Raw genomic sequence first — 24,967 nt, forward strand, 5'->3', positions numbered from 1 at the left:
CCCGTGGCCAGGAAAATCAGTGACCAAGTTGTTTAAAATCGCAGCAGAGCAGTCGACAAACGCAACCTTTACAATGCAACGTCTTAAGAAAATAGAATAGCGACGTCAATAGCAAGGTTTCACTAATGTTTGCATGGACTTTCTAAATACTGCCCGGTGGATCGACTCACTGAACATATTGATATACACTCTCTTCGTCATTCACTAAACGCCAATAATATGCTTGATGCAAAGAAAAAGCTGTTCGATGTCGAGCACGCGTTGCTAATGTACGCACATAGCTTTGTTATCCTCCCGGCAGTTGGTATTTATGACACAGAACGCCTAAAGGAATTCGCTGAAGTCACCAAGAAGTGCCATATATACGTCATTGGTGAAACTCCAACAATAGCACTTAAGGATGTGCGACAAGATGGATGCTCTGCAAAGTTTTACGTGACCGTCGGAAGCGATATGGTTGAGCTAAATTTCGAGTTGCCTGAAGGCGCGAACGTAATCGAGGAGAACGATAGATTCCGCTTTGTGAGTCCAGAAGGCCGAGAATTCGCCATTGAAGATTTGGACATTGCTATGGCAGTCAGGAGAAAGATCCCGGTACATTTCAATGTACTGTATATCGGTCAGGCTTTCGGTTCCGCAGGAGAAAGATCCGCACTTGATCGTTTGAAGAAACACGAAACCTTGCAGAAAATTGCTTTAAATGGTATTGCACAGGGAAGTTCTTTGACACTTCTGCTGCTTGAGATAGTTCCTGCGACAGGATTAGTGACTGTAATGAATCCATTCGCACAAAACCAGAAAGTTGGCAATGAGCGGATCAGAGCAGGCATAGATAAGTTATTTGGCACAACGGAAAAAGAACGGGTAGCGTTGTATGAAGCGTCTCTAATCCGATACTTCCAGCCACGGTATAATAAGGAATTCAAAGACAGCTTTCCTTCAACAAATATGAAAGTGTTGAAGGACTGCTACTCCAAAGATTTCTCCGCAGTTATCGCTGAGATCAATTTTGATGATTTGCCATGGGATTTGAGGTCAGAACTTGTGCCGTCTAAACCCTCCCACATCGCCACTCACAATCTTCATACTACGGAAGAACGGTCTATTTTCTTTTCCTCCTAAAACAATCGTTGTGCTGGAAGCCCGTGAGAATAGTGTCAGGGATAATAAATGTAATAACATCTTCTTTTGCAATAATTAACTCAAGCTCCTTACCAACCGTTTGAACACTGTTATTAGTCAACATATATAGTCGCGTTGTTTCTCAAACCGATTTGTGACACCATTTTAATTTTTTACCGCTACCGCACCAGCAGGCAGTGTAGGGGCCAAAAGACGGAAATCGCGGTAGCAGTCGTATGTGGAGCGTCTCAAGATTTCGTTCTATATTTCCATACTCTATGGCGTCGCGGTCGTTCAGCCGCAGTTCACCGTGCTGTAGAGCCCGTTCCCCCCGGTTCAAAAATTCGTACTCATCATCGAACGCCTGAAGATAAGCTAAAACGTCTGGGTCCCGGCTAATCGCACGTCGAAGGTTGTTGACTTGACGACCGTCATATCTGGCTGACGGATCTGCAAGAAATAGGATGCGTTGCGTTTGTCTTGTTTTTGGCGATATATCGACCATTTCACCACCGGGATTTCTCCACACGGCATGAAACTCAGCTTCTATGAAAACGCCAGGTAACTCCCACAGAGCCCAGCCAATGACTGACTCGCCACCTGCGTTGCGCGCCTGGTCTTCCACAAGGACAAAACACTCATTAACGGGAGCGCCTAATAATGGCAGAACATCAACGTACTCTGGAGCCGGGTTCGGAACAATCTCATGGCAGAGCGACAGGATTGGCCCACTTATGTCGGCTGGCGTAATTGGGTGTTGAAATTTCATGGTAAAGATTTCTGGTGGCTAATAAACGATTTATGTGACCGCCCCCTTTATCGCTATTGTGTTCTACAGACAACTTGCAATAGCCGATACTATGGTTGCAATATTGGCAACGTTTGGTAATGAACTAAGTAGGGCTGACACGATCGTTTTCTTGGGTTTGCCACTGCGAAAGGCTTCCTCAACTTCATCAACTATTTCAAAAGCTGCTGCTCTATCCGATTCCGGTAAATCTACTTGCTTTAACTCATGCCTTAGAGCTTCAATATGTTGCAAGGCACGATGGTCGATATGGACAACATTGGTGGAATTATCAACTGAGTTTTGATTAATGCGAGTGTTATTGCCGCTAACGTTATATGTAATATTTTGGACTGCACTTTTCGCTTCTGGCATGCCAAGCTTATGCACGTCCATCTGATAATGGGCCTTGATTTGGTGAAAATCTTCATGGAAGCCAGGATCAATCACTCGGTAAGTTTCTTTGGCTCCGTTAGACATTCGACGTAAGATCAAGTCGCCGGACTCAATCAATAATCCATCGGCTTCCATAAAGATCTTGTTTTTCTGTACGCTTGCCTTACGCCCTGCCACTTCAGTTCCGTCAGATTTCAATATGTCGATCGTGTCATTCATTAATTCAGAAAAGGGCACTTTTACTTCTCCTATAGTTGAAAGCGGCACCGAAGATGTACGCCAAAATCGGAGTCTAATAAGTTCTAATTCATCCGAAAGCTGAACTAGCCGCCTGCGAATCAAATTAATTGTATTGATTTGATATAAGGAACGTTCAACGTCGATGCGAGTGTCCCATTCTTCAACTTTGATGCCGCACCGATTACCTTTACGCACCATCCCTTCAATTTGAATATCCAGGCGCTTTAAATAAAGAGAGTCGTCTAAAAATTGACTCGCCAACGCCAAAACTCGCGCTTTCGCTTCATCTGACAGTGGCAACATAAGATGTTCCACTATGGCAACAATCTCGCCGTGGATCTGTGTACAATATTCAGAAAGCTCTCTTGTTATTGCCTCCATGCAAGCCAGTAAGGAAGTTTTGAAAGTATTTTTTCTTAGAGGGTCAAATAACGCGAGTGCATTATTCCCGGCCAGTAGTAGCCTACCTGTGTGGTCCTCTTTGATGCGATGCAAGTGACTCGTCAAAAGCTTGATTGCGTTGTGCTGCATCTTTGCCGTTTTTATTCTTGGGTTGATCTACGTCGAAGAGCCGAGCGGTGCCCAACCATGGTAACCAATTTGGTACTGAATATGCTGTTTGTCGCTACTCGATATAGGCCTTGCTTCGCTTGTCGCATTGGTAGCATCAGCTAATAATAACGGAAAATTCTATTGGAAGTTTGTAACGATGGGCAGGTTAAAAAAATAAGGAGGCCGTAGAAGCGCCTCCTTATTTGTGTGGAGTGCTTTGCTGCCGCTGCATAAGAGGAATAGATCTAAAGTTACGCGACAGCGGGGCGTAACTCATGACACTGTAGGGGCTACTTCACTCGCGAGAACAGCGGCGGCAACCACTGCTCCAACGAGAAGGGCGGCCTCGACGTATAGCACCGTTTTTAACCGTTGCATTCCGGCCTTTAGTGATTGCTCTTCATTTCTTTCGTCAAGGACTAAGGGGAAACCCGCAAACCGATTGTAACCACCAAGGGCAACTGCAAGCGCAATCAGGCATAACTTCACAGTGAGAGCTTGTCCCCATGTAGTCGAGACAAAATCTTCCAAACTGCGAAGTCCATGGTAGGCGTTATAAACCCCGGTAGCCAGAATGCCGATCAGTGCGACTGTGGCAGTTGTCGACAGCGATACCAAAAAACGCTGCGTAACGTGCCGATCAGGCGGGAGACGGAACTGTGCACGCGGCAGGGCAATGAATCCTGAAACCAGCACGATTCCGACCCAGCATGCCATGAATGCGATGTGAAGCCAGTCAATGGCAACCGCCAAGCGGAAAAGGCCGCCTTCGGCTGCATGGCTACTGGCTGCTCGGGTGAACATGAATGCTCCGAGCAATAACCCAATCAACCAAGTTTTTACTTGGCGATTGCTGTGGTTTCTGTAGAAAGCGTAAAACAATGCAAGGGCAGTCAGTAAGACCAGCCCATAAAGCCCAAGTCGACCATAGCTGGTCGAGGTAAGCATTGTCTGAAAAGCCTCCGAAGCATCGGAAAGCGGCACGTCACCCATCGCAGCGGCAGCGATCCAAAGATTAGCAATGCTGCCGACTCCACAGATGATGCACGAAATAAAAAAGCTTAAATCGAGCAGGCGCAGGACGCTGTCTGTCCAGGTGCCTTCAGACCCAGAGATCCATATACGAACAAAAAGCACTCCCACGAGCCACGCAAGGCTCCCGTTCAGTAACGAGATCGCTGCCCAGTGAAGCACTGACGTAAGCGGCATTTATTTGACCGTAAAAGTGTAGTCGCCCTTACGCGGATGCCCATCTGGTCCTACTGCAGTCCAACGCACGGTATAAGCGCCAGAGCCAAGCGTTGGCACATCAAGGTGCAGTTTGGTCGGATTGGACGCGTCAACTCGTGCCTTCGAAGTAGGGACTTCCTTGCCCGCTTTATCAAGTACCTTAATCGAACTGAATGCGCCTTCCAGTTTTTCATTGAATACCAATACCACCTCTTTGGGAGGGGTATCAAGGGTGGCACTAGCTGGAGGGGATGACTCTTTGATGGCTGCATGTGCGAGAGCGGAGCCGCTTACGGCTGCAGCCGATGCGATTAGTAGGACAGAGAAAACCGCTTTGAGACTAAACATAGTTGCCCTTGTTTCTTGAAAGTGGTTGTTTGGATTAGCCGCAATTTGATGCGGTATTCTTACAATTTTAGAGTAAAAGAATACAAGGTTCGAATCCGAAGCCTTCATTGAAGATTGCTCAGATCGTGGTTTCGGCAAAAAATTTACCCCGTAGTTAACTTCACTGTTTTCATCTTGTACATCAAAAAGGAAAAAGGACCTTTGGGAAAAGCTTTTTTCCTTTTGTTTGCGCAAAGGCCTTGACCTTCCAACCGCTGGAAGGTCTAAAGTGATGCTTCGATCATATAAGGAGGCTTTACCATGTACGAATTGCAAGTTGAGGGAATGACCTGCGGCGGATGCGTTCGGGGAGTGACTCGCTCGGTGCAAACAGTGGATAGCACAGCAAAAGTCGAGGTAGACCTGAAAGCCAAGAAGGTGCGTATCGATACGACCGCCCCGTTGGAAGCAGTTACTTCCGCGATTTCAGAAGCTGGTTACCCAGTCACCGCAAGCAACGTTGCCTGAAAGATAGGGGCAGTCGCTTTGACTGCTCCGTTTCACAAGAGGATTCTGGATGCCTACTGTAACCGTATTGCCACACCCGGAGTATGCACCTGACGGCGCTTCGTTTCAGGTCGACAGCGTAGCGTCTGTCTGCGACGCGTTGCTGGATCACGGTGTGGACATTGAACATGCTTGCGGCAAGGTTGGCGCTTGCACTACTTGCCATGTCATCATTAGGAAGGGATTGGATTCACTGAATGTCCCGAGCGAAAACGAAGAAGATATGCTCGACATGGCTTGGGGGCTACAAGCGCAGTCTCGGCTGTCTTGTCAGGCTATTGTTAGCGCAGACGACCTTGTCGTTGAGATTCCCAAATATTCCATTAACCACGCCAAGGAAAACACTTGAGGCGGACAGGGCAGCGCAGGCATCAGGCTGCCTTTAACGTAAAGAACAGAATATGAAGATCTTGGTTGTAGAAGACGAATCCCGCGCTGCCGCCTATCTTCGGCAGGGATTGACTGAACACGGTTACCAAGTCGAGGTTGCTGCCACAGGCGCGGACGGTTTGCACAGCGCCATGAATGGCGATCATGACTTGATTCTCCTCGATGTCATGCTGCCGGGGTTCGACGGCTTTGCGGTACTTTCAGCCCTCAGAACGACAAAAAGCACGCCCGTACTGATGCTTACCGCCAAAGGAAATACGAATGATAAAGTGAAGGGGTTTGACCTTGGTGCCGACGATTACCTGGTAAAACCATTTGAGTTTCCTGAACTGCTGGCTAGGGTACGAACGTTATTGAAACGGACAAAGCAAATCGCACCGGATACAACTCTCCAAGTGGCTGATTTGCAAGTTGACCCGGTGAGGCACCGTGCGGTCCGATCGGGGAAACCCATTGACTTGTCTGCTAAAGAATTTGCGCTCCTTGCGCTGCTGATGCGCCATAGCGGCGAGGTCTTATCACGAACCAAAATTGCTTCTCTGGTCTGGAATATCAATTTTGACTCAGACACAAATGTGGTTGACGTTGCCATCAGACGCCTGCGTGCGAAAGTAGACGATCCGTTTGAAGTAAAGCTCATCAATACCGTACGTGGAGTCGGGTACGTCCTCGAAGAACGGACATGAGGGTACGCAGCCTCGCCCTCAAGTTGGCGCTGCTAGTGGGTATGCTTGGACTATTCCAGGCAGTCGCAGTGTTGGCTTTCTCCTACAACACGATGTCCCGTTCGCTTGATGAGCAAAGAAGACATTCGCTTGAGGACACGCTCAAAGAGGTATCTCAAGTCGTTGATCGGCAGGAAAGCAGTGCGGCGATTAGCGGCGCTGCCTACCAGTTGGCTGAGGTGCTCGGACGGCACGAAGGCATGCACGTGGTTGTGGAAAGAGGGAACAAAGGTGAAACGCTGGTCGCCTTCAGCAACGTCGGAAAGGAGTCCCTTCACCAGCTTAAAACCGCAATCTGGGCTCCCGACGCCTTTTTGGAGTGGCGTTCTCGCGAGACGGGCACCAAGATGCTTTCCGTCTCTGCAACTGGAAACACCAAAAACGGGGACAGCTATGTGATGGTCTTGACTGCTGATCGTCGGCCCGACGATGAAATTCTCAAAAAATTTCTTTTTACGGCGCTCACTGCTGCGCCGTTTGTGCTTGCCCTGGTTTCCTTAGGCGCGTTAGCAATCGTCCATATCGGTTTGCAGCCCCTTAACCGCTTTCGAGACGCAGCAGTTGCAGTGTCAACCAAGAATATTTCTGCACGAATCAATCCTGAACATCTTCCTTCTGAACTGCTGCCGTTGGGCAAAGCGTTCAACGGGATGCTTGATCGCCTTGATGATGGTATAAGGCGGCTATCGCAGTTCTCCGGGGATCTTGCCCATGAGATGAGAACACCGCTTGGGATTCTCCTTGGACGCACGCAGGTCGCGCTGTCACAACAACGTACCCAGGAAGACTTACTCCAAGTGTTAGAAGAAAACGTAGAGGAGATCGAGCGTTTAAACCGCCTCGTGACCGATATGCTCTTCCTCGCTCATGCGGACAGTACCAGTTTTGTCTTGGCAGCAAAGCCAGTGGACTTCGCGACATTGGCGAACGAAATTGCGGACTTCATGGAGCTACCTGCGGAAGAACGCGGCATGTCCTTTCAAATTTCTGGGAACGCCACCGTCACCGTCGATGCATCCTTGGTACAACGAGCCATTACGAACCTTGTATCGAACGCGATCCGGTATGGCACTCCAGGTAGCGTGATCGGCCTGAAGATCACATCTGACCAGTCAACGGTACGTTTTTCCGTGAGAAATCATGGAGAACAGATTCCGGCCGAGCATCGTGCTCGACTTTTCGATCGTTTTTATCGAACCGAATTTTCTCGTGCGAGGGAAGCCGGAGGGAGCGGGTTAGGACTGTCAATTGTAAAAGCAATAATGAAACTTCATCGTGGTAGTGTTGAAGTTGAAAGTAATGAGCATGGTGAGACATGTTTTACTTTAATATTTCCAATTCCTCATGTACGCCAAGCTGTACAGGTGTAATGAGCGTAACCACAAAGACATGACCGGGTAGGTCAAATCAGCCGTGTTGCATAGATTTCTCTAACTTAAAGTCAAGGATCGATGTTTGGCTCTTCACAGGCGGAATTGCCGGCGTTCGAATTCTATTCAAAGCCATTACTTAATGACGGCAGGAATCAGGCGTTTTATGCCAGTTAAGGGAAAGTCAAGAGAAGCATCGTATTGTTCCATTGCATGTCCTACATTAGTATATAAATAGAGCAATTGGCCAGTGTTTATCTTTTGCAATGCGTAATTTGAAAGTGGTAATGAGATAAACAACCCGCCGCTTTTAGTTTTGACCCATTTGCCACCGGTTTTGGAAATAACCTTTTCGTCTACGCGCAATACTAAATCGCTGTCGTTGAGGGCAGCGAGAGCATCATCTATATCAGACACATTCTCATATAAATGCGCGATAAATATTGCAAGTGATGGAGAGTTATTTATTTTGGCCAACATCAGGGAAACTTTAGCTCTTGTTCCAGGCTTAATTTGGGTGATTAGCGCTACAACTGAGCCATCGTTCAGGGCTTCTAGCTTCCAGCTAGATTTAGATGTCACCATGTTATCTATGCCAAGATCTACTAATTCTTGAGGCGATAACCAATACATTTGAGATGACGGAACGAGGGCAGCGGTATCGAGCAAAGATCTCTTCACCCCCATTTCTTCTATATAAGCCGCTAAGAAAACCATAGTTTTCTGTGCAAGAGCGTCACCTACATTCCCGTTTGCGCCATAAAACTGATGTACGCCAAGACGCGATCCTGGTTCAATTAATCTGTTTACTCCACCCAACATCGAAAATGTGCATGCTGAAGCACATACTGCATTTTTCACGAAAACTTCCTCGGAAAGCAGACGGTCCCCAACTCTACTAAAGTTGGGCGATAAGCAGGTATCAAATCCTAGCTTTCGGATAATTTTCCCGAGTTCTAATGCGCCTCGTAGATCACCTCCAGGACTGTCAAAACAGATGGTAGGTTTTAAGGGAAAGAACTGGTCCTTCAGTCTTTCTTTAACTAAAAAATTTACCAAGTCCCTGGCGCTATCACGACCTATAACACCTTCTGCTAAAACTCGCACTGCACAAAAAGACGCGTTTCCGCTGCATGGCCAGAATTGTACAAACCTCATCGGCCCAGTGTATCCAGCGTGAACTATGCAAGGCCAAAAACACAAAATGAAAAGTATAGTTCTTATTTGACTCATATCAGCATTTGCAGGCAATATTTTAAATCGATCACTCCGCGTCAAAAAATTAGGAACACACGAATCTCATTACTGCTTCCGCCGCAGTATCCGGTTCGACCTCTTTAAAAGTTGTTTCAGGGAGCGCTCTGGTGATAGTAGTAAGAACGTCACCTTGCGCATTATGCTGGGGATAAAATGATAGAGAAGTCGTCGCAAACATACGCTCATCGCAAGTAATATACCAGAGGCTCTTGGTGGAAAGATACCCGAAGTATGGATGTCCTGGAACCGTTTCCTTGGAATCTAGATTGAATATTGTCCACACCTTTTTGTTTTTCCCTGATTTAACTATACTTTCACGATCAACAAAAAAGGACTGAGTTGAATTTGGATTTAGGTTTATCCATTCTGACGCATACGATGGTGTAGCAAGTATTACCGCAGTAAACGCTATGGCTGAAATCTTAGGCATTTTTCTTCATGTTGTAATTGCAAGAAGTTTACTGGGATACTATCAAATTCGGATCAAATAGTCTTGCATTTTTAATAAAAACTGAAGAGATGGCCTTTCCGCCATTTGAGTCAGGGCGATGGACATAGGGGCACAGAGGCGTAAAGGCGTAAAGGCGTAAAGGCGTAAAGCTCCAGTATGCCAGCTAGCGGAAAGTCGTCGGAACATCCGTACGATAAGCTAGTGGAGTGCGGCAATAGGGTTAGGATGAATCATGATCCTGTAGGGCTGCCCTTGCACAAAGCGGAATCTCAAGTTGTGCCAGTGCTGGCATGTAGCTTTAAATGTAGTGGTTCCAACTTAATCTGATAGAACGTGTCAGATTTAGTATGTCGCAGTTCGACCCAAACCGGCCCTCTACCTGAGCGCTCAAACGTCCGCAATGCATGCAGAAGCGGACTTTTTTAAGCATCACCGTCGGTACTCATTGTCGTTAAAAGGCCATACATGTATCAACGCACTACCGTTATTCTGAAGCGCTCAAGACTAGTTTTGGTGCTGGTATAGTCTTTGCAAAACGTGGCAACATGGCAAGGCGAGTTATACCCACTATTGCCAATTTTCAGATCTAAAATACACAAAAATATAGAAATAGGAGAGACTGACGATGGAAAAACCGCTCCCATTACGCCGAGCCGCACTGGTAGCTGCGTTGGCAGGCACCTTTACGCACTATGGCGCGGCCTACGCCCAGGAGAATCCAGCCGAGGCGCTGGAACTTCCCACCGTCGAAGTCGTTGGTACCTCTATGCTGCCCGGCTTGGGCACGCCGATACAGAATGTGCCCGCGAATGTTCAAATAATGAACAGTCGCAATATTGAGCAGCAGCGCCAGCTCACCCTAGTCGACCATCTTGAACAGAATGCCGGCAGCGTGACCGTCAATGCGGCGCAGGGCAATCCCTACCAGCCCGATGTCAGCTTCCGTGGCTTCACCGCCTCGCCGCTGCTGGGTGTGCCGCAGGGGCTGTCGGTGTTCCAGGATGGCGTGCGCATCAACGAGCCGTTTGGCGACACTGTCAACTGGGATCTGCTGCCGCAGTCGGCGATTGCCAACATGCAGTTGATTCCCGGCTCCAACCCGGCGTTTGGCCTGAACACGCTCGGCGGCGCACTGGCGGTCTACACCAAGAGCGGCAGCGCCTATCCGGGCGGCGCGGTGCAGCTTTCCACCGGCTCCTTTGGCCGCCGCGCAGTCGAGTTCGAGCAGGGCGGCAAAAGCGGCAACTTCGATTATTTCGTGACCGGCAATGTCGCCCGCGACCATGGCTGGGCCGAACACAATGGCAGCCGTGTCCAGCAGTTCTTCGGTAAGGTCGGCTACCAGACTCGCGACACCGACCTCGACGTCAGTCTGACCGCCGCCGACAACCGGCTGGAAGGCACCCAGACCCTACCCAGATCGTTTGCCGACAATATCCGGCAGGCCTATACCTACCCCGACAGGAACGAGAATAAGCTGATGTTCCTGACTGCTAAGGGTAGCCGCTTTCTGAATGACGATGTGCTGCTGGGTGGGAACCTGTATTACCGCAACTACCGTAACCGCAATGTGTCGAGCAACGTCAACGACGAGTTCGGCGAGGTCGAAGATGGCGTCGTCAACAGCACTCAGGCCTTCAACGACCGCGCGAGTATCCGCCAGCACAGCTACGGCGGTGGTCTGCAACTGACGGTGTCGGGCCAATTGGCAGGCATGAAGAACCAGTTCGTCGCCGGCGGCACCGTCGACAGCGGTCGCGCCCGATACACCCAGGAAGACCAGCCCGCCGCATTTACCGCAAACCGAGGTGCGGTCGGCATCGGCGACTTCGAACTCGACACCGATGCCAGAACCCGCAACCGCTACTACAGCCTGTTCCTGTCGGATATATTGTCCCTGAACGACCGCTGGGCGCTAACCGTGTCAGGCCGCTATAACCTAGCCCGCGTGTCAATTCGTGACCAGACCGGCGACGCACCGGAACTGGATGGTAACCATCGCTTTTCCCGCTTCAATCCGGCGGTCGGCCTGAATTTCAACCCGAATCCGCACCTCACGACCTATGCTACCTACAATGAAGGCATGAGGGCACCGACGCCGATTGAATTGACCTGCGCCGACCCGGAGGCACCATGCAAACTGCCTAACAGCTTCCTGGCCGATCCGCCGCTGAAGAAGGTGGTCGCCAGAACACTTGAGTTGGGCGCACGCGGCAAGCGTGGCGAAGGATTGTCATGGACTGCGGCGGTCTACCGCACTGAGCTTGAGGACGACATCCAGTTTATTGCCAGCACTGGCGTCGCCACCAATGCCGGCTATTTCCAGAATGTCGGGCGTACCCGGCGTCAGGGCCTGGAGTTGGGCGTGACAGGAAAATGGGGGCCGCTGTCCGTAGGGGCGCATTATGGCTTTATCGACGCCACATACCGGACCGGTTTTGCCGAAAACAGCCCGGTGAACACTAGTGCGGACGAGAGCGGCACGATCCAAGTCCGGCGCGGCGACCGGGTGCCAGGCATTCCGCGTCATAGCCTTAAAGTTAGGCTGGATTATGCGGTCACGTCACAGTGGGCAGTTGGCGCAAATGTCGTGTATGCGAATAGCGTGTATGCGCGTGGCGACGAAAACAACAGTGATGCGAACGGCAAGGTGCCAAGCTACGCCGTAGTCAATCTCGATACCCGTTATACGGTCAAAAAGGGATGGGAGGTATTTGCCCGCATCAACAACCTGTTCGACCGGGAATACGCCAACCTAGGCGTGCTGGGGTTGAACGCCTTTACTGGACCTGGCCGGACCTTTGATGGTGCAAATGTTGTAGGTGAACAGTTCCGTGGCTATGGCGCTCCGCGCGGCATTTGGATCGGAACCCGCTATTCCTGGTTATAACTACCGTACGGGCAAGCACGAAAGGCTGCATTCAGCCATTGAGCAGCCTTTCATTCTTGCTTTGCCAACGTCGGCCTCTGGCCGAACTCAGACCATTAGACAGGTCGAAATTTCGATCAAATTTGACCCTTGCTGTCAGATGAATTCTAAGCCATTACACTTTAAAACCATAGACGCACACCCGCAACCACTTGGCGTTCGATAGGGGATTCTCCCGCTTGACGTGCAAGATCAGCAGTTTGCCCAATCTTCCGACCCCAATTTATTCCGATGTAGGGTGCTATTTCCCTTCGAATTTCATAGCGCAGACGCAAGCTGAGTTCGACATCTGATAGTCCACTTCCTATTCCGCGCTCCTTATCTGCCTTGCCATACGCGTTCGCTTCAATTTCCGGCGTCAACAAGAGCACTTGGCTCAAGCGAATGGTGTACTCGGCTTTTCCTCGTACTGCTGTTCTCCCTGACGGACCGACATAGGCAGCAGCCTCCACGTTAAACCAATACGGAGAAATTCCCTGTACGCCGAACGCGGCCCACTGACGGCTCTTTCCCGCTCCAAAGTCATGACGCACCCCAGCCTGGAGGTCCCAGAAGGCAGCCACCGGTTTGGACCATAATGCTTCCAATCGGCCATTCGATTGGCCGGAAGTGCGCTCACCTTCTGTTTTAACCCAAAGCCTGTTGTAGTCTTTCCCGACCCAGAACTGACCATCCCAGATCCACCCGTGATCGTCCTTGCTTTTCGCATATTCAAGGCGGTCCAAAAGTGCCATATAAATAACGGCGTCGTCGGACATTGCCATACCTTTCCCTGGTATTGGGATGGAGCCGTCAGGGTTTCTTGGATATGGCAAAACAGGAGACGTACGTTGCATCTCGCTCTGCGGCGCTGTCGATTTTGGCTGGCCCATATCGTGTTGCATGCCGGGCATTGAACCGTGATCCATGCCCGGCATGTTCCCGTGATTCATTCCTGGCATTGAAGACGATGGCGTTGTAGTGGAGGGCGATGCAGGCCTAGGTTGAGGCGGCGGCGTCTTCATACCAGGCATGTTGCGATGGTCCATGCCCGGCATGTTTCCATGATCCATACCTGGCATTGACGACGGAGCAGGAATAACGGGAGTAGTAGAAGGCGGTTGCCTTGGCGAGGGCTGCATGCCAGGCATAGTGCTGTGATCCATTCCCGGCATGGCAGGGGGAGGCGATGCGGTAGAAGGCGCAACAGGGCTCGGTTGGCTCGGCGTCTGCTGCATACCCGGCATATTGCTATGGTCCATTCCTGGCATGGTCGAGGAAGGTGGAACAGCAGAGGGTGTAGCTGGGCTCGGTTGGTTTGGACTTTGCTGCATTCCAGGCATGTTGCTGTGGTCCATCCCCTGCATGGGAGTCTGACCGTGTGCAGATACTGATAACACCCCACACAAGAACGCCGATCCTACTACCTTCGACTTTGCGGAGCGTAGGGCAAATCGCCGAGATAGGCCCTTCATCGCACTACCACCATTCGAAACATGCCTGCCTCCATATGATATAAAAGGTGACAGTGAAACGCCCATTGCCCCGGTGCGTCTGCTGTTACGCGAAAACTTATTTGCTTACCTGGCTGTGCGTTCACAGTGTGTTTGCGAACCTGGAATTGACCCTCTTCGTTCTCAATATCACTGAACATTCCATGAAGATGAATCGGGTGGTTCATCATCGAATCGTTAATTAACGTAATACGCAGGCGTTCTCCATAATTGAAATACACCGGCTCCGCCTCCGAAAACTTCTTGCCGTCAAATCCCCAGATAAACCGTTTCATATTTCCGGTCAATCGCAACGTAATTTCCCTACTAGGTGGTCGTTTATCTATCACCCCGCCTACAGTTCGAAGGTCTGCGTACGTCAAAACTCGGCGGCCGTTATCACGCAACCTTGGTCCCGGATCGCTAAGCGATTTTGAGGGAGTCATCGCACGTGAATCCACCGAGGGGCCAGTTGGGAGCGCGGACGACATATCATGATCCTTCATACCCTGCATGCTTTGAGAGCCGCTCTTCATGGCGGACATATCATGGCCTTGCATGCCCGCTTGAGGGGTACGAGCGCCTTCCTTCATGGAAGACATGTCATGGCCCTTCATTGAGGACATATCGCGACCTTCCATGCCTGCTTGAGGGGTTTGCGTGCTTCCTTTCATGGAAGACATGTCATGGTCCTTCATCGCAGACATATCATGGACCTGCATGCCAGCTTGAGAGGTTTGCGCGCTTCCGTTCATGGAGGACATGTCGTGTCCTTGCATGCTGTCCTGAGCGGCTTTGGGTTGGCTATTCATAGAAGACATATTATGGCCAGCCATTCCTTCCATCCCGGCCATGTCGCCCATACCCATATCCACCATGGAAAGCCACGTTTTCGGATCCATTTCCGGGACCGGTGCGCTCATTCCCATTCGGGGTGCCAATGTTGCTCGCGCAAAGCCAGAGCGATCAATCGACTGAGCAAATATCGTATACGCACGAGAGTCTGGCATCTTCACTAGTACGTCGTACGTCTCTGCTACAGAGATGCGAAATTCATCCACGTCAACCGGCTCGACATCTTGTCCGTCTGCAGATACCACGGTCATCTTCAGTCCGGGAATTCGCACGTCAAAGATTGTTGTCGCTGCGCCGTTGATGATGCGTAATCGGATGGCTTGTCCTGGTTCTGCCAGCGCTGTCCAATTGGCGTTGGGTGGCATGCCGTTGGCGAGATAAGTGAACGTTGCACCAGATACATCTCCGAGGTCTGTCGGATTCATGCGCATCTGGTTCCACATTTTCCACTTCTGCGTCGCTTGGGAAAAACCCATGGTTGACACATCTCTGAAGAAGTCTCCAGCGGTCGGCATTTGGTAATTGAAAAAGTCCGATTCCTGTTTAAGTCGCCGGAATACCCACTCTGGATTTTGATCTGTCCAGTCGTTGAGCATCAAAACATAATCCCGGTCAGAGCGAATTGGATCGCTACCTGCGGGATCAATAATAATTCCGCCGAACAAACCCGTTTGTTCCTGAAATTTGCTGTGACTGTGATACCAATACGTACCACTTTGCTGAACCTTGAAGCGATAAACGAACGTTTCACCTGGCTCGATGCCAGGAAAACTGATGCCGGGAACGCCATCCATATCAAACGGTAAAAGAAGACCATGCCAGTGGATGGACGTTGGCTCATCCATACGGTTGGTCACCTTGATGGTTACCGATGTTCCTTCCTTCATTCGCAGCGTCGGCCCCGGAAAAAGTCCATTGACCGTCGTTGCGGTTCGCTCTTTTCCGGTGAAGTTCACCGGAGTATTAGCAATGGTTAAATCGAAACTAGTCCCTTCGAGAATACTTTGCTGATTGGGTGCAGCGTATGCGGCATTCGGCAGGCTCCAAGCGCCCAATGCGGCCATTACACCCCCTGAAGCTATTCCCTGAACAAACCGGCGACGACGAAAATTGACATCTTTGTCGGCACTTGGCTTTCCTGATCTGTACACATATCCCCCAATAGCGAATCCGGTCGAAACGACGTCTATGCCTTTGAAATTTAACCATGCAACTTGCTTCAAAAAGATAGCAGAGGAGAATTAAAATGGTGGCGTATCGCTTGTATAATGCCGGCAAGTCTTTGAGCAGACGCAAAAATCTGATTTAAAAAGCGGCGATTTTGAGGGAAATTCAAGAATGAAACATTGGAGTCTTATACAGGCTTGGAAGGCAGACATCGGCGGTACATATCAATCCTGGTTTCTGTGGGAAGAACGTTTAAAAAACTTTCGCTCTATTCGCCGAGGCCTCCAGGCGGTTGTACAAGAGATTCGAGAAGACAAATTTGGGAACGCATATCGAGACTCTTCCCTTGAAACAGTTGTTCATTCCATTGCAGAGCAAAGACAGATATTCAAGGGTGCGGATCACGCTTTTCTTTGGAAGCCAAAGCTTCGTATTCCAGATATTTATGAAGACCGCGCAAATCAAGTTGCATTCGGTAGATTTTTAGATGTTTGCCTTTGCTGTCAAAGCGAAGAGGAAATTGTCGCTGCGATTCGTGAAATAGACGGCAAAAAAATTAAAGGCCTTGGGCCGGCAAGCGCGAACCTGCTTTATTTTCTTCATCCTACAGTTGTGCCGCCGACGAACACCGCAATTATCAAAGGCTATAACTTGCTGACGGGTGCGAACGTCAAACTCGGCAAATGGGATGAGTATCTGGCAATGCGGCAGGGCACGCGCACTTTGAACGATACGTATCGGCAACTATTGTCAAACGACTACGGTGCACTCGCCGGCCTTTTGTTTGACATCGGAAACGGTCGATATGGGGTGACTGCAAACGCAGATGGGCGGCTTGACTGGGAAAGCGACTTGGCAGCAATAAGAGCTGAGAATGCCGCAAGCCAAAAGGCGCTCGCTTTGGCTCGTGAAAATGACCATACCCACACCGAGATTCAGGGATGGTTAAGGGACTTAGGGATGAATCTTGGCTATGACGTCTGGATTGCTAACAACGACAAAGGCAGGACCTATCAGGGTGAGCGCCTCGGGCAGGGCTGTCTGGCCGAGTTGCCGTTGGCATTGCAACAGAACCAGGGTGCCAGTCTCATTTCGTTGATAGATGTTATTTGGCTCTCTAAAGGAGAAGGCAAGATCGCAGCCGCCTTTGAGGTTGAGCACAGCACCAGTATCTATTCAGGTATTGTTCGGATGCTCGATTTAGCGCTCGGCTTCCCAGAACATGGAAATGCTTCATTCTTCCTGGTTGCTCCTGACGCCAGAGAGAAAGATGTTCGCGCTCAGTTCGCTAGGCCCGCGTTTTCACGGGTCGCCGATCTCGATGTACGGTATCTTGGTTACGATAATCTCAAATCCAATAGAGAAGCAATCGGTCGATTTGGGAGCGGTTTAAAGGGTGTGATTGCAATCTCATCCGCACTTGATTCGCATAGGGTCGCAGCGTAAATAGATCGTTCATGCCATATTGAGTTTAAAAATCTGCACAAGGATTTGATACAAATGTCGCTGTTTGGTGTTTTGGTGTTGTGTCAAAAAATTCTGTGAAAAATTCATATATGGCAATATTTGTTAATTTTTTAACTAGAGCAAAAATAATCGGTGATTGCGTTAATGTCTTGCGCAGTTAGAATGGTGGTGTTAAATAAAAAATTGGCATTTTTAAAAATCATTTGATACTCTTCGATCTGGCTTTCATAGGGATGCTTAATAAAGTATGGACCGATAAATAGGCGAGGCTATTCGGGAAGTAAAGACGGGGCAATTGGATTGGCTGGCGCATTGTGAGACACTGCTTTATAAGACGCGGAATACAATTTCACTCATTTTCCTTTCCCAGGATTTCGGCGACCCTTATTACTTCGTCAAGTTTTCTGCGTTTAATGGCTTGTAGAGGAGATTCACCTCCAAGAAGTGGTTCTTTTTGCGTAAAAAACAAATAGACACCCCAAGCGCTGTAGGATTTTAGTTTTTTGATAACATCAGGAACGTAAGGCATAACATCTGAATCAAATTGCCAACTTGGATAACGGTATGCTGTCGTATCTGCAGCTAAGCCAAGTAACTGTCCTGCGTTCTTACGTCGATAGATTGTCTGCTTCGTGACCCCGAGCAGTTTTGCCGCTTCTTCAGTGGTGAGCATCTCACGACCTGACCAAAGCTGCTGCACAAGTAGGTTCCCTTGACGAATGGCCTCGTCGTAGCCGCCACCAAGAGGGCGGTTGCAAGGATCGAGCAGTGAATGCGTGGACATAGTTAGCTCCATCAAGGCGTTTCGAGCGCTTGATCAACTCAATAGTAACCCCTGTCCCGTCAGGCGTGTACATGGACATGAATCGTACTTTGCAGCAACACTACAGAGGCGTTTTCATTACCACTAGACGACGCGGTTCCTGAGACGTAATGCGTTCCCGATGACCGACACCGAACTGAGTGCCATGGCAGCGCTAGCGATCATCGGACTCAGCAGTATCCCAAACCACGGATACAAAATCCCGGCTGCAACCGGTACGCCGAGGAAGTTGTAAACAAAGGCAAAAAACAGGTTTTGCCGAATGTTTTTCATGGTGTCCTGGCTGAGCAGCCTCGCGTTCGCAATACCGCGCAGGTCACCCTTCACAAGCACAATTCTGGCACTGTTCATAGCCACATCGGTGCCAGTGCCCATTGCAATGCCTACGTTCGCTTGGGCCAGTGCAGGTGCATCATTCACGCCGTCGCCAGCCATTGCAACAATTCGTCCCTCCTGCTGCAGAGCTTTCAAATAGTTCAGTTTGTCTTCTGGCAACACATCGGCTTTAAAATCATCCAACCCAAGCTGTTTGGCAACAGCGGCTGCGGTGGTCGCATTGTCACCAGTGAGGACAACGATTCGCAACCCAGCATGATGTAGTCGCTCAATCGCTTCGCGTGTTGTCGCCTTGATGGGATCTGCAACACTTACAAGTCCGGCAAGCTGGCCGTCAACCCCCAGAAACACTACCGTCTGCGCTAATTCCCTCAGTTGCTGAACTTGCGTGTCGACTGGACCCACATCGATTCCCTCGGCCGCCATCATTTTGGCATTGCCAAGAAGAACGCGTCGTCCGTCGATTTTGCCCTGTACCCCTTTGCCCGTAACGGACTCAAATTGTTCCACCGCCTTGATAGTGGTGGCCAACTGTTTTGCGTGGAGCACGATTGCTACCGCCAGAGGATGTTCACTCAATGCATCCAAACTTGCCGCATAACTCAATACTTCTGTTTCATTGAAATTAGCGGTTGGCATAACTTTTTGAACCTTTGGTTTGCCCTCGGTGAGCGTACCAGTCTTGTCAACTACCAAGGTGTCAACCTTCTCCATAAGCTCAAGCGCTTCTGCATCTTTGATCAAAACGCCTTCCGTCGCCCCTCTGCCGACACCAACCATGATAGAAATAGGGGTCGCCAATCCAAGAGCGCAGGGGCACGCAATGATCAATACGGAAACAGCAGCAACCAAACCATGGGCGAGTGCCGGCGATGGACCGTAGACAGCCCACACAATGAACGCGACTACGGCGATCGCAATTACGGCCGGTACAAACCATCCAGAAACCTGGTCAGCGAGCTTCTGTATAGGGGCTCGGGATCGGCCTGCCTCGTTGACCATCTGAATAATGCGAGAAAGCAATGTGTCCGAGCCTATCTTTTGCGCTTTCATGAGGAACGTGCCAGTCTGATTGACCGTGCCGGCCGTCACCTTGTCCCTAGGTCGCTTCTCAACTGGCACTGGTTCACCGCTGATCATGGACTCATCGACGTTGGAATGGCCGTCAGTGATCTCACCGTCTACCGGAATTTTTCCACCAGGTTTCACCCGCAGAATGTCTCCCAATATCACTTTGTCGAGATGGATATCTTCTTCTGTCCCATCCGGCCTGACGCGAAGTGCCGTGTTGGGAGCCAGTTCCAGTAGCGACTTGACTGCACTGTTGGTCCTTGACCTTGCGCGCAGTTCAAGAACTTGGCCCATCAAAACCAAGGTGACAATAACGGCGGCTGCCTCGAAGTAAAGCGGAACCACGCCGTGCATCTTGAATGCTTCGGGAAGCGCGGCAGGAAACAAAAGTGCGAAGACACTGAATGCGAACGCAGCGCCGGTACCCAAGGCGATCAAGCTGAACATGTTGAGATTCCATGTTTTGAAAGATGCCCAGCCCCGAACAAAAAAAGGCCATCCACCCCATAGCACCACCGGCGTTGCAAGTATGGCCTGTAGCCAGTTATAGCGGTCGACGCCAATACGTCCAGGCACGTTTGCTCCTGGAATAAATTCGCTCATCGTTACGAGAAGCAGCGGCACGGTCAGAGCAAGGCTGATCCAAAACCGCCTGGTCATATCCTCCAGTTCGGTCGTGTCCTCTTCAGCCGTTGCATCCATTGGTTCCAGCGCCATGCCGCATATAGGGCAGGTACCAGGACCGACCTGCTGAATCTGGGGATGCATTGGACAGGTATAGAGCACCTTGCGAACATCAGGACGACGCTCAGCGGAAACGGCAACGGTCTTATTAGCGAGATATTGTGCCGGATTCGCTCGGAATTTTTCCATGCACCGTTCACTACAGAAATAGTAATGTTCAGATTCATGGTCGACCATTCTTGTTGGGTTCGCAGCCACCTTCATCCCACAAACAGGGTCGGTATGTGGCTTCTCTATTGTGTTCGAATGCACAACGTTATGGTCATGCCCCTTGTGCGCGGCTGCTCCAGGTTTGCCTTCAACATAAGCAGCAGGACTCGATTGAAACCGGGACAAACAACGGGCGCTACAAAAGTAATAAGTTTGCCCTTGATAATCTGCTTGTTTTTCGGGTGAGGGAACAACGGGCATTCCACATACGGGATCTTTCGCCATCACTGACGTACTCGGACTAGCTGACTGTGCCTCCGAATGGTGGGAATAACTAGTGCTAGAAGCTGGATTTGCCGATGGGGGAGCGTGGTCCGTATGTCCGATTCCCTTTTCTACCGAGGAGGGGCTGCGAAGGACTCGATCATCATTCAAGCTCTCTTGGTCTCGAACGTTTTTCTTCGGCTCGTCCATAATCGGTTCCTTTACGTTGCTTTGTTCAGTTGACCTTGCCTAATTGTTATTCTCGCGGGTTTCTCAGGGTTAGTTCATTACAAATTTGTAATGTGAACGTTAATGGTCCGTCATTCGCAAAGATTTATACTAGGAAAAATTGAAAAAGCAATGCAACTTGCTTCATTACGGAAATTAACCGGGAAAGCTGATTTATACTAAGCAACATGACTCGATTCCTCAAATACGCATTAGTGTGGTTCATCGCGCTGGCACTGCCTGTCCAAGGCTTTGCTGCGGCGACCATGCTTTGCTGCGGGTCGAATCAAATGATGTCTGCCCTTAATCAAACGCATCATTCGAATGCACGGGTCGCCGAAGCATTCGACATTGGGGCGGATCATGAGGACGTGAAAGTGCAGTCCACAGCCCTTCATCATGACAGTGTCACTGGTGGCACGGGCGAAGAAATGGGGCATTCTCTTGGTGCGAAGGCAGACAAAAAAGCCAAGTGCAGCCAGTGTGCAGCTTCATGTTTTGGTATGGCAGTAGTACCAGAGCCCTTGAATGAAATGCCAACGCTTGAGCCGGCAGGGCTGACAGTTGGTTCGTTCTATCCATCTCAGTTCACTGGCCATATACCCGGCACGCCCCAACGACCGCCGTTGTTCTCCCTCCTTTAAGTCCAGCGTCCACGCTGGTCCTTGCAGCGCAATTGCGCCGCTGGTTTCACTTGATGTAACGCTCGCTTATCCGTTCGGATCTTGCCAGCTTAATTAATACGATTTCTGGAGTCATTATGTTTTCAACTCGCGTTATGAGTTGCGCAGCTTTTGCGTGGCTGGCCGCCGTGTCGTTTTCTGCCTTTGCTCAGGTCGGGAAAAGTGATCTGCCTATTACACAAGTAACAGCTACGTCTGTTCAGTACCAATCGGTGTTTTCGGATTACAGGGGCTATCAGGATCCCGAACTGACTTCATGGAAGAAAGCCAACGAACAAGTTGCAGAGACGTCAGAACATGCTGGCCACGATATGTCGAGCATGCCAGGCCACGACATGAGCACGATGAAAAAAGAGGAGCCGACAGCGACCACGCCAACGGCTGCGGCGTCGAGCAAAGTAGGCAGCGCAATGCGCAGCATGAGCGGGATGAAGCACGGTGATATGAAGGGAATGAATCACGGTGACATGGAAGGCATGCACAACATGCAAGGGAAGGAAAAACAATGAAAATATTTAGTAAGAGCGTAAGGCCGATCGCATTGGCAGTATCCGTAGTGTTCCTTGGAGGTTGTGCTTCATTTTCTCAAGACGGCGGTTTCTCGAAGGTCAGCACATTGACCAAGGAGCGGATCGGGAAAGAGGTCCAGCGACCAAACCCGAATTCGCCGGAAGGCGCTGTCGATAGCACTATAAGGCCTCTCCTTGCTAAGCAACTGACCGTTGATAATGCTGTAACTATTGCACTCTTAAATAACAAAAATTTGCAAGCAGCATATGCTGACCTTGGTATTGCAGAAGCTGACTTGGTACAAGCAGGACGGTTACCGAATCCAGCCTTTTCATTCGGTCGATTGAAGCGTGGCGACGAAATAGAAATTGAACGCCGCCTCATGGTGCCCGTAGTTAGTCTTCTAACGATGCCCATAGCGACACGTATTGAGCGGCGGCGCTTCGAGCAGGCACAACTGCGAGCAGCCGGAGACGCGCTTCAAGTAGCTGATGACACTAGGAGGGCCTATTTCTCCGCCATAGCGGCGCAGGAGACCGTCAAGTATATGCAGCAGGTAAAACTGTCTGCAGAGGCAAGTGTGGATCTGGCACGGAAGATGGCCGAAGTCGGGAATTGGAGCAGGCTCGATTTGGCCAGGGAGCAGGCGTTTTACGCTGATGTCACGACTGCCCTTGCCCGCGCAACACAGACGCATGTAATTGAACGCGAGAAGCTTACACGCCTGATGGGCCTGACCGGACCGCAAGCCGTTTTTCAGCTTCCTGATCGGCTGCCGGCCCTGCCTAAAGAGGTGAAGAGCGGAGTAGATATAGAAGCACAAGCGCTCCAGAACCGACTTGATGTGCTGATGGCTCGGCGGGAGCTTAGTGGCTTGGCAGATTCTCTGGGCCTTACCAAGGCAACAAGGTTCGTCAACGTACTTGATGTCGGTTACCTGCGTAACTCCTTTAACGACGGCGGGCCGCGAGAAACCGGTTACGAAATCGAACTGCTCATTCCTGTGTTCGATTTTGGCGGTGCGCGTGTTGCGCGTGCTGAAGCGATGTACATGCAGGCGGTCAACCGTGCAAGTGCATTAGCTATTGATGCGCAGTCTGAAGTCCGTACAGCTTATGCCGCCTATCGCACTTCCTATGACGTTGCAAAGCACTACCGAGATGAAGTCGTTCCGCTCAAGAAGCGGATATCAGATGAACAAATGCTGCGCTACAACGGAATGCTGGTCAGCGTATTTACGCTCTTAGCTGATGCGCGCTCGCAGGTCCAAAGCGTCAATGCCTCGATCGATGCCTTACGCGATTTTTGGATTTCTGATTCTGCACTGCAAATGGCCCAAACCGGTCGCTCGGTCGAGGGGGCCACTATGAGCGAGAGCAAATTGACGGCTGCCACTGCTGACTGAACTAATTTTGAATGAAAGAGAGTAACAAGATGGTCTCACGCAGAGATTTTTTTGGGGCAGGGGCAGCACTTGTTGGCGCTGGCGTAGTGAGCCGCGTCGGTGCTGCTTCCTTGCCTGAAGCACCGTTGATGGATAAGGCAACTACGCAGGCTCCTCTTGCGCCGCCAAATGGTCGTCCTTACAACCCCGTTGTAACGCTAAATGGTTGGACTCTGCCGTGGCGGATGAACAATGGCGTGAAAGAGTTTCACTTGGTCGCTGAGCCAATCGTCCGTGAATTCGCGCCGGGAATGAAAGCGAATCTATGGGGCTACAACGGCCAGTCGCCTGGCCCCACGATTGAGGTTGTTGAGGGAGACCGTGTACGTATCTTCGTCACCAACAAACTCCCCGAACATACCAGCGTCCATTGGCATGGCCAGCGTCTGCCGAACGGCATGGACGGTGTAACAGGCTTGAACCAGCCTGGTATTCCACCCGGTAAGACGTTTGTCTATGAATTCATTGCAAAGCGGCCTGGCACATTTATGTACCATCCGCACGCTGACGAAATGACGCAAATGGCAATGGGGATGATGGGATTCTGGGTAACGCACCCGAAAGATATCAGCCAACACCGCGTGGACCGCGACTTTTGTTTCCTCTTGAGCGCATTTGATATCGAGCCAGGCAGCTTCACTCCCAAGACCGCCACGATGCTGGACTTCAATCTTTGGACGTTTAACAGCCGTGTATTTCCTGGAATAGACCCGATGGTTGTAGGACTCAATGATCGTGTCCGCATCCGGGTTGGAAATCTCACGATGACTAACCATCCAATTCATCTGCACGGCCACGAATTCGTTGTGACGGGCACCGATGGCGGATGGACGCCTCCAGCATCACGCTGGCCGGAAGTTACTGCTGATATCGCGGTTGGTCAAATGCGTGCGATTGAATTCGATGCAACTGACCTTGGCGATTGGGCATTCCACTGCCATAAGTCTCATCACACCATGAACGCAATGGGACATGACGTTCCGACGATGATTGGGGTAGATCAGCGAAATGTCCTAAGCAAGATTAATAAGCTGGTTCCTGACTACATGGTCATGGGCGAGCGTGGTGGATCCATGGGAGAAATGGAGATGCCGCTACCCGATAACACCTTGCCGATGATGACAGGTACCGGCCCATTTGGCGGGCTTGAGATGGGCGGCATGTTCACGACCGTGAAAGTGCGAAGTGGACTTGCTCGGAATGACTATAAGGACCCAGGTTGGTACAAACATCCAGCGGGAACGGTCGCCTACGAATGGAAGGGCGATGCTTCAGCTATGCCGGACGCTCCTTCGGCACCGGAAACCAAGCGATCGGCAGCGAAACCCGGTGAAACGGTTCTGCAGGTAAGAAAAGGAAATGGCCATAGCGGTCACTGAAGTCGTGCGCGGTAAACGCCGTGTGTAGATC

21 protein-coding genes are annotated in these 24,967 nt (G+C 50.4%); 11 read left to right on the forward strand and 10 right to left on the reverse strand.

The window, feature by feature from the left end; all coding sequences use genetic code 11:
* The first annotated feature begins 219 nt into the window (after positions 1-219).
* On the forward strand, positions 220-1,122 hold the full coding sequence (locus IGW04_RS05955) for a hypothetical protein (protein ID WP_194712135.1): 903 nt from the start codon (positions 220-222) through the stop codon (positions 1,120-1,122).
* Between the two features lie 142 nt (positions 1,123-1,264).
* Here IGW04_RS05955 and IGW04_RS05960 read toward each other — a convergent pair whose 3' ends face one another.
* The 4 genes from IGW04_RS05960 to IGW04_RS25620 form a co-directional block, all read right to left on the reverse strand.
* Complete coding sequence (locus tag IGW04_RS05960) at positions 1,265-1,891, reverse strand: SEC-C domain-containing protein (RefSeq protein ID WP_194712136.1); 627 nt, start codon at positions 1,889-1,891, stop codon at positions 1,265-1,267.
* Positions 1,892-1,954: 63 nt separating this feature from the next.
* Positions 1,955-3,076, reverse strand: a complete 1,122-nt coding sequence (locus IGW04_RS25610; RefSeq protein ID WP_228526887.1) for a hypothetical protein — start codon at positions 3,074-3,076, stop codon at positions 1,955-1,957.
* Between the two features lie 294 nt (positions 3,077-3,370).
* Positions 3,371-4,234, reverse strand: coding sequence for a copper resistance D family protein (locus tag IGW04_RS26110; protein WP_194712137.1), 864 nt, complete (start codon positions 4,232-4,234; stop codon positions 3,371-3,373).
* A 72-nt stretch (positions 4,235-4,306) separates the two neighbouring features.
* Positions 4,307-4,909, reverse strand: coding sequence for a copper resistance CopC family protein (locus tag IGW04_RS25620; protein WP_228526888.1), 603 nt, complete (start codon positions 4,907-4,909; stop codon positions 4,307-4,309).
* A 66-nt stretch (positions 4,910-4,975) separates the two neighbouring features.
* On the opposite strand from IGW04_RS25620, the gene IGW04_RS05980 reads away from it, so the two are divergent.
* From IGW04_RS05980 to IGW04_RS05995, 4 genes are read left to right on the forward strand one after another with little or no spacing between them, the layout of a single operon-like run.
* Entirely contained in the window at positions 4,976-5,182 is a 207-nt protein-coding gene (locus IGW04_RS05980; RefSeq protein WP_194712138.1) for a heavy-metal-associated domain-containing protein, read from the forward strand.
* Positions 5,183-5,231: 49 nt separating this feature from the next.
* A complete protein-coding gene (fdx, locus tag IGW04_RS05985) occupies positions 5,232-5,570 on the forward strand; it encodes an ISC system 2Fe-2S type ferredoxin (RefSeq protein ID WP_194712139.1) in 339 nt (112 codons plus the stop codon).
* 52 nt (positions 5,571-5,622) lie between these two features.
* A complete protein-coding gene (locus IGW04_RS05990) occupies positions 5,623-6,297 on the forward strand; it encodes a heavy metal response regulator transcription factor (RefSeq protein WP_194712140.1) in 675 nt (224 codons plus the stop codon).
* Positions 6,294-7,706 (forward strand): heavy metal sensor histidine kinase, encoded by a 1,413-nt coding sequence (locus IGW04_RS05995; protein ID WP_194712141.1) that lies wholly within the window; start codon positions 6,294-6,296, stop codon positions 7,704-7,706. Before IGW04_RS05990 ends, IGW04_RS05995 begins: the two co-directional genes overlap by 4 nt.
* 135 nt (positions 7,707-7,841) lie before the next feature.
* Here the strand turns inward: IGW04_RS05995 and IGW04_RS06000 are convergent, their stop codons facing one another.
* The gene (locus IGW04_RS06000; RefSeq protein ID WP_194712142.1) at positions 7,842-8,567 is read right to left on the reverse strand and encodes a hypothetical protein; all 726 of its coding nucleotides are present in this window, start codon (positions 8,565-8,567) and stop codon (positions 7,842-7,844) included.
* A 421-nt stretch (positions 8,568-8,988) separates the two neighbouring features.
* A complete protein-coding gene (locus IGW04_RS06005; RefSeq protein WP_194712143.1) occupies positions 8,989-9,393 on the reverse strand; it encodes a surface-adhesin E family protein in 405 nt (134 codons plus the stop codon).
* 646 nt (positions 9,394-10,039) lie between these two features.
* Here IGW04_RS06005 and IGW04_RS06010 point away from each other — a divergent pair.
* Positions 10,040-12,304 carry a TonB-dependent receptor gene (locus IGW04_RS06010; RefSeq protein ID WP_194712144.1) on the forward strand — a complete coding sequence of 755 codons (2,265 nt, stop codon included), beginning with the start codon at positions 10,040-10,042 and terminating at the stop codon, positions 12,302-12,304.
* A 161-nt stretch (positions 12,305-12,465) separates the two neighbouring features.
* On the opposite strand, the gene IGW04_RS06015 is transcribed toward IGW04_RS06010, so the two are convergent.
* Both IGW04_RS06015 and IGW04_RS06020 read right to left on the reverse strand, forming a co-directional pair.
* Positions 12,466-13,260, reverse strand: coding sequence for a copper resistance protein B (locus IGW04_RS06015; protein WP_228526889.1), 795 nt, complete (start codon positions 13,258-13,260; stop codon positions 12,466-12,468).
* Between the two features lie 533 nt (positions 13,261-13,793).
* Positions 13,794-15,821, reverse strand: coding sequence for a copper resistance system multicopper oxidase (locus tag IGW04_RS06020; RefSeq protein WP_323744822.1), 2,028 nt, complete (start codon positions 15,819-15,821; stop codon positions 13,794-13,796).
* A gap of 187 nt (positions 15,822-16,008) precedes the next feature.
* Here IGW04_RS06020 and IGW04_RS06025 point away from each other — a divergent pair, with 187 nt between their 5' ends.
* Positions 16,009-17,283: a type II restriction endonuclease gene (locus IGW04_RS06025; protein WP_194712145.1), complete on the forward strand. Its 1,275-nt coding sequence runs from the start codon at positions 16,009-16,011 to the stop codon at positions 17,281-17,283.
* A gap of 370 nt (positions 17,284-17,653) precedes the next feature.
* On the opposite strand, the gene IGW04_RS06030 is transcribed toward IGW04_RS06025, so the two are convergent.
* Together IGW04_RS06030 and IGW04_RS06035 are read right to left on the reverse strand one after the other, a co-directional pair.
* On the reverse strand, positions 17,654-18,088 hold the full coding sequence (locus IGW04_RS06030; RefSeq protein WP_194712146.1) for a helix-turn-helix domain-containing protein: 435 nt from the start codon (positions 18,086-18,088) through the stop codon (positions 17,654-17,656).
* A gap of 123 nt (positions 18,089-18,211) precedes the next feature.
* Entirely contained in the window at positions 18,212-20,713 is a 2,502-nt protein-coding gene (locus IGW04_RS06035) for a heavy metal translocating P-type ATPase (RefSeq protein ID WP_194712147.1), read from the reverse strand.
* Positions 20,714-21,108: 395 nt separating this feature from the next.
* Between IGW04_RS06035 and IGW04_RS06040 the strand changes: the two genes are divergently transcribed.
* From IGW04_RS06040 to IGW04_RS06055, 4 genes are all read left to right on the forward strand, one after another.
* Positions 21,109-21,564 (forward strand): hypothetical protein, encoded by a 456-nt coding sequence (locus tag IGW04_RS06040; RefSeq protein ID WP_194712148.1) that lies wholly within the window; start codon positions 21,109-21,111, stop codon positions 21,562-21,564.
* Between the two features lie 116 nt (positions 21,565-21,680).
* On the forward strand, positions 21,681-22,112 hold the full coding sequence (locus IGW04_RS06045) for a hypothetical protein (RefSeq protein ID WP_194712149.1): 432 nt from the start codon (positions 21,681-21,683) through the stop codon (positions 22,110-22,112).
* Entirely contained in the window at positions 22,109-23,518 is a 1,410-nt protein-coding gene (locus IGW04_RS06050) for a TolC family protein (protein WP_194712150.1), read from the forward strand. The genes IGW04_RS06045 and IGW04_RS06050 overlap by 4 nt, the downstream gene beginning before the upstream one ends.
* Positions 23,519-23,547: 29 nt before the next feature.
* Positions 23,548-24,936, forward strand: a complete 1,389-nt coding sequence (locus tag IGW04_RS06055; RefSeq protein ID WP_194712227.1) for a multicopper oxidase family protein — start codon at positions 23,548-23,550, stop codon at positions 24,934-24,936.
* Positions 24,937-24,967 lie beyond the last annotated feature (31 nt).

This window comes from Noviherbaspirillum soli (assembly GCF_015352955.1).
Classification (GTDB): domain Bacteria; phylum Pseudomonadota; class Gammaproteobacteria; order Burkholderiales; family Burkholderiaceae_D; genus Noviherbaspirillum_A; species Noviherbaspirillum_A soli.

Bases quoted from the DNA above. Each gene is read 5' to 3' on its own strand.
- IGW04_RS05955 (WP_194712135.1), top strand. From the start codon at position 220: ATGCTTGATGCAAAGAAAAAGCTGTTCGATGTCGAGCACGCGTTGCTA.
- IGW04_RS05960 (WP_194712136.1), bottom strand. From the start codon at position 1,891: ATGAAATTTCAACACCCAATTACGCCAGCCGACATAAGTGGGCCAATC.
- IGW04_RS25610 (WP_228526887.1), bottom strand. From the start codon at position 3,076: ATGCAGCACAACGCAATCAAGCTTTTGACGAGTCACTTGCATCGCATC.
- IGW04_RS05980 (WP_194712138.1), top strand. From the start codon at position 4,976: ATGTACGAATTGCAAGTTGAGGGAATGACCTGCGGCGGATGCGTTCGG.
- fdx (WP_194712139.1), top strand. From the start codon at position 5,232: ATGCCTACTGTAACCGTATTGCCACACCCGGAGTATGCACCTGACGGC.
- IGW04_RS05990 (WP_194712140.1), top strand. From the start codon at position 5,623: ATGAAGATCTTGGTTGTAGAAGACGAATCCCGCGCTGCCGCCTATCTT.
- IGW04_RS05995 (WP_194712141.1), top strand. From the start codon at position 6,294: ATGAGGGTACGCAGCCTCGCCCTCAAGTTGGCGCTGCTAGTGGGTATG.
- IGW04_RS06005 (WP_194712143.1), bottom strand. From the start codon at position 9,393: ATGCCTAAGATTTCAGCCATAGCGTTTACTGCGGTAATACTTGCTACA.
- IGW04_RS06010 (WP_194712144.1), top strand. From the start codon at position 10,040: ATGGAAAAACCGCTCCCATTACGCCGAGCCGCACTGGTAGCTGCGTTG.
- IGW04_RS06015 (WP_228526889.1), bottom strand. From the start codon at position 13,260: ATGCCGGGCATGGATCACGGTTCAATGCCCGGCATGCAACACGATATG.
- IGW04_RS06025 (WP_194712145.1), top strand. From the start codon at position 16,009: ATGAAACATTGGAGTCTTATACAGGCTTGGAAGGCAGACATCGGCGGT.
- IGW04_RS06030 (WP_194712146.1), bottom strand. From the start codon at position 18,088: ATGTCCACGCATTCACTGCTCGATCCTTGCAACCGCCCTCTTGGTGGC.
- IGW04_RS06035 (WP_194712147.1), bottom strand. From the start codon at position 20,713: ATGGCGAAAGATCCCGTATGTGGAATGCCCGTTGTTCCCTCACCCGAA.
- IGW04_RS06040 (WP_194712148.1), top strand. From the start codon at position 21,109: ATGACTCGATTCCTCAAATACGCATTAGTGTGGTTCATCGCGCTGGCA.
- IGW04_RS06045 (WP_194712149.1), top strand. From the start codon at position 21,681: ATGTTTTCAACTCGCGTTATGAGTTGCGCAGCTTTTGCGTGGCTGGCC.
- IGW04_RS06050 (WP_194712150.1), top strand. From the start codon at position 22,109: ATGAAAATATTTAGTAAGAGCGTAAGGCCGATCGCATTGGCAGTATCC.
- IGW04_RS06055 (WP_194712227.1), top strand. From the start codon at position 23,548: ATGGTCTCACGCAGAGATTTTTTTGGGGCAGGGGCAGCACTTGTTGGC.